Here is a 3,743-nt window from a genome sequence, read left to right as displayed (position 1 = left end):
GGGTAGATAGGTGGAGATGGGCAGATTCTGCTTCTCCCACAGGTCCTGCACGTTAGAGTTGAATTGCTGGCTGACGTCCACTTCACCGGCGGCCAGGGCCGTTGAACCGGCTGCGTTGTCCTTGAAGATTACGTGCGCCAGGTACTTGGGCATCGGCAACTTGCCCCACATGCTGGGGTCTTGGCCCCAGTAATTGTCGTTGCGGACCAATACAACCTTAGTATCGTCGGCAAAGAATTTGCCATAGGGACCGGAATATACGACATCTTCCGCAGGATCGGCTAACAGTTTGGTAGGATCACCACCACTACGCTCTTCCAGCTTCTGCGTCCAGGCTTTCTGGATGACGTAGTACGTGCTCAGGTATGCCTGGACGATCAAAGGATTGACAGCCCGTCCGTTTGCATCGAGCTTTGCCTTGATCACAACAGTTTGTGGATCAACTGCTTCGATGGTCTCGATGTAATCCCTATTCGCAGCAGCAACCGCGGTTTCGTACTTCACATGCGTGGCCCAGGTGTAGGCGACATCTTCGGCAGTCACCGGCGTGCCGTCGCTCCAGCGGGCAGCCGATTTGATCTTGAAGGTGATTTCGGTGCGATCTGCGTTCCATGTCCAGTCGCCATCAGCCAGCAATGGATATTGCTTACCGTCTAACATGTTATACAAATACGGCGTCTCGAACATGGTCACGCGAGCGCTGTCTTGTAGCGCAATCACCATGCCGTTGTTGTTGTTATTGGAATAGGGATTCCAACCGACGACCGGTCCCCACTGTAAGCCATTGAAATAGAGCGTTTCCTTACGTGGCAATGCATCAGCGCTTATCGGGGCTGCAACCTGTGTCGGTGCAGACGCTTCGGTCAGCGCAGTTGGAGCCTGCGCTGGCTGCACCGTAGTCGGTTGCCCCACCGGTGCAGGAGATGGGCCACAAGCGGTTAGTATCACGCTCACCATGAAAACAATCAAAAGACTGAAGCGGTGTTTCATAGGTACCTCCACGAAAAAACGTCTGGGATCCAAAACATGGAAATAAATCGATAAGGTACAACATTTACTCCTGGTAGTCCTGGCCTGGTTCACCTCCTTGTTTTTTATCTTGCGTTCCGAATCCTTAATGAGTCTTGGGATGAGTGCTACGTCGCAGCGCTGCTCCACAAGACATACGAACAATCAACCTGGTAGGTAGGACAATATGCTGAACACTAACTTTCGCCGCCTGGGTTGTACAGGTCTCTAACTGTTCAATTAGCGTAGCAGCAGCCAGAAAGCCGATCTGCTCAATTGGATGATGTACCGTAGTCAGAGGCGGATCAATCGTTGTCGCTACCGGCAAGTTATCAAATCCCACTACGGCAATATCATCAGGAACCTTCAACCCCGCCGCCTGGATTGCTTTTATCGCGCCGACAGCCATGCTGTCATTGGCAGCAAACACGGCATCAGGCCGAGGGGTAACCTGCAATAGGCGTTGCATAGCGTACTTTCCGCTGGCTTCTGACCAATCGCCCCCCTGAATATATTCCGGATGCGGCTCGATACCCGCCTCGCGCAGCGCACACAGATAGCCTTCCAGGCGATCATAGGCGCCGACCAGGCTCATTAAACCGGTAATAGTGGCAATCTTCGAGTAGCCAAGCTTCAACAGATGCTGCGTAGCCAGGATAGCGCCTTTGAGGTTATCAACATTCACCGAAGAAATATCTGTGCGACCAGGAATTCGACCGATCATGACAAGCGGCAGTCGTTTGGCCAACAAATGCTGCACGAACGGGTCATCCATCAACGGTGGTGCCAGAAGCAGACCATCTATGTGTCGAGCGTGAATTAACCATTGATAGGTGTCGTCTTCTTGTCGTAGCACCAGTGATAGCATCAAATAATACCCACGCTCATCACATGCCTTTGCACACCCCTGAATCAATACTGAAAAATACGGATCGGTAAAAATCGTGCTGAGTGGATGAGGTATGACCAGACCGATGACTCGACTGCGACGACCAGCTAATGCGCGTGCTGCAAGATTAGGCTGAAAATCGTGCTCTTTAATGATTTGCCATACTCGCTCTCGCATTTCTGGACTCACATGTGGATCGTGGTTAATCACCCGAGAGACTGTCGAGCGTGAACAACCGGCAAGGCGCGCAATTTCTTCTAGTGTCATCTGTATCTCCATTTGGTAGAAACGAATTGCGAGTACATCAGCACTGTATGCTTGTTGTGTTGTTTGTTGGTAAATACCCACAAAATGCTGATCATCTTGCTCAGTACTTGATAGGCCAATACTTTGGAACACAGTTCTTGGCTTCTGTGCGACTGCCGGTGCGGAAATAACATGTAGTAACGAGGCAATTTGGCAATCGTCCAGATTTGATCAACTCTGTGACTGTATCTAACGTACAGGGATAGTCTCGAATACTGGTCAGCGTGTTGTAAGGAATGCAGAAATTGTCCACAGCACCGACCAGGGTACATGCCTAAAGGCAGTTTGGGCAGGGATCGAGCGCCATGGATGGTTCGGCACGTTAGACTGCCCAGATGCAAGCGGAAGGTAACATGCAGGCGTTTGGCAGAGGCAATGTTTACTGTCTGGCTACTGTTGTCTGAGGATACCAACAGGCAACAAAGTCTACTTCGGCGCCTTACATCAGATGATAGGGGATACTTTCGATATAACGGTGTTGGAAGAACTTGCTTACCTAGCCGATGGTGTCGCAGGCTCAGAGCGCTAAGTGCGTGTAACTTAATACCACTCTCAGGACTTGACCATGTAAGGGGAGATGAAAAGTCAGGAGTTAGGCTGTTAACCCATCCACAACTCCCAACAATACCGCTCCTCGTTGAGTACCGGGTCATGACATACCAGCTATCTTGCGGATGAAGATATTGTCTTAGTAGAGCTTCAGTACATCCTGCATATACTGGTTGATCATCATTGACTGGGTTATCCACAGTATCCCCCTTTGGATACGAATCTACGCTTCTCTGGCATGCATGTACACCAGCTCAGTTGAGTTTCCAGGAGCAGATGGAATGAAGCTGCTCACGATAAGTACTGCTCCACCTCTCTGGTGCACACTGCCACCACATTGTGAGCCAACAACCGCTCTCCTGGCATTCACTGATTAGTCATACACACCAAGGTGCCGACCAGTATTACTTTATTCTTTCAGATATTTCTGCCGATAAAACACCTTTTCCTGTCGGTTACTAAACGGTTCTCGCATATAACGTGCAACGATGCCACTCTTCCTCAAACAACAGTCAACGTTGATGGCGCCTTGCATATTAGTCCTTATACCGGGCAGGTCTGATTATGACATTATTACCAGCGAGAGACCTACAACATTTCTTCTTGCGTATCCAGAACATGCAATTGATTCTGCGTATTTTTCAACGTTCAGCACCAAATCATGATTTTGTGGATACTTATCAGGTGTAATATCATTCATTAAAACATGGGAGCGCTCTCATCCCATTAGAACCGCCTGCTTCCTCTCGCGAGACTTTGCCCCACAAACATGGGAGCGCTCTCATCCCATTAGAACCGTCTGTTTCCTCCCGCGAGGCTTTGCCCCACAAACATGGGAGCGCTCTCATCCCATTAGAACCGCCTGCTTCCTCTCGCGAGACTTTGCCCCACAAACATGGGAGCGCTCTCATCCCATTAGAACCGCCTGTTTCCTCCCGCGAGACTTTGCCCCACAAACATGGGAGCGCTCTCATCCCATTAGAACCGCCTG

General features: G+C 50.2%; 2 protein-coding genes. Both read right to left on the bottom strand.

Features of this window, described 5'->3' with window-relative positions; genetic code table 11:
* On the bottom strand, positions 1 to 990 hold a 990-nt coding region (locus NW853_RS01610; protein WP_414347359.1), incomplete at its 3' end, for an ABC transporter substrate-binding protein.
* A gap of 124 nt (positions 991 to 1,114) precedes the next feature.
* Positions 1,115 to 2,296 (bottom strand): LacI family DNA-binding transcriptional regulator, encoded by a 1,182-nt coding sequence (locus NW853_RS01605; RefSeq protein ID WP_242605084.1) that lies wholly within the window; start codon positions 2,294 to 2,296, stop codon positions 1,115 to 1,117.
* Positions 2,297 to 3,743 lie beyond the last annotated feature (1,447 nt).

Source organism: Synechococcus sp. H55.11, from assembly GCF_047462475.1.
In the GTDB taxonomy this organism is placed as follows: domain Bacteria; phylum Cyanobacteriota; class Cyanobacteriia; order Thermostichales; family Thermostichaceae; genus Thermostichus.
This window is presented reverse-complemented; position numbering and strand designations above follow the sequence as displayed.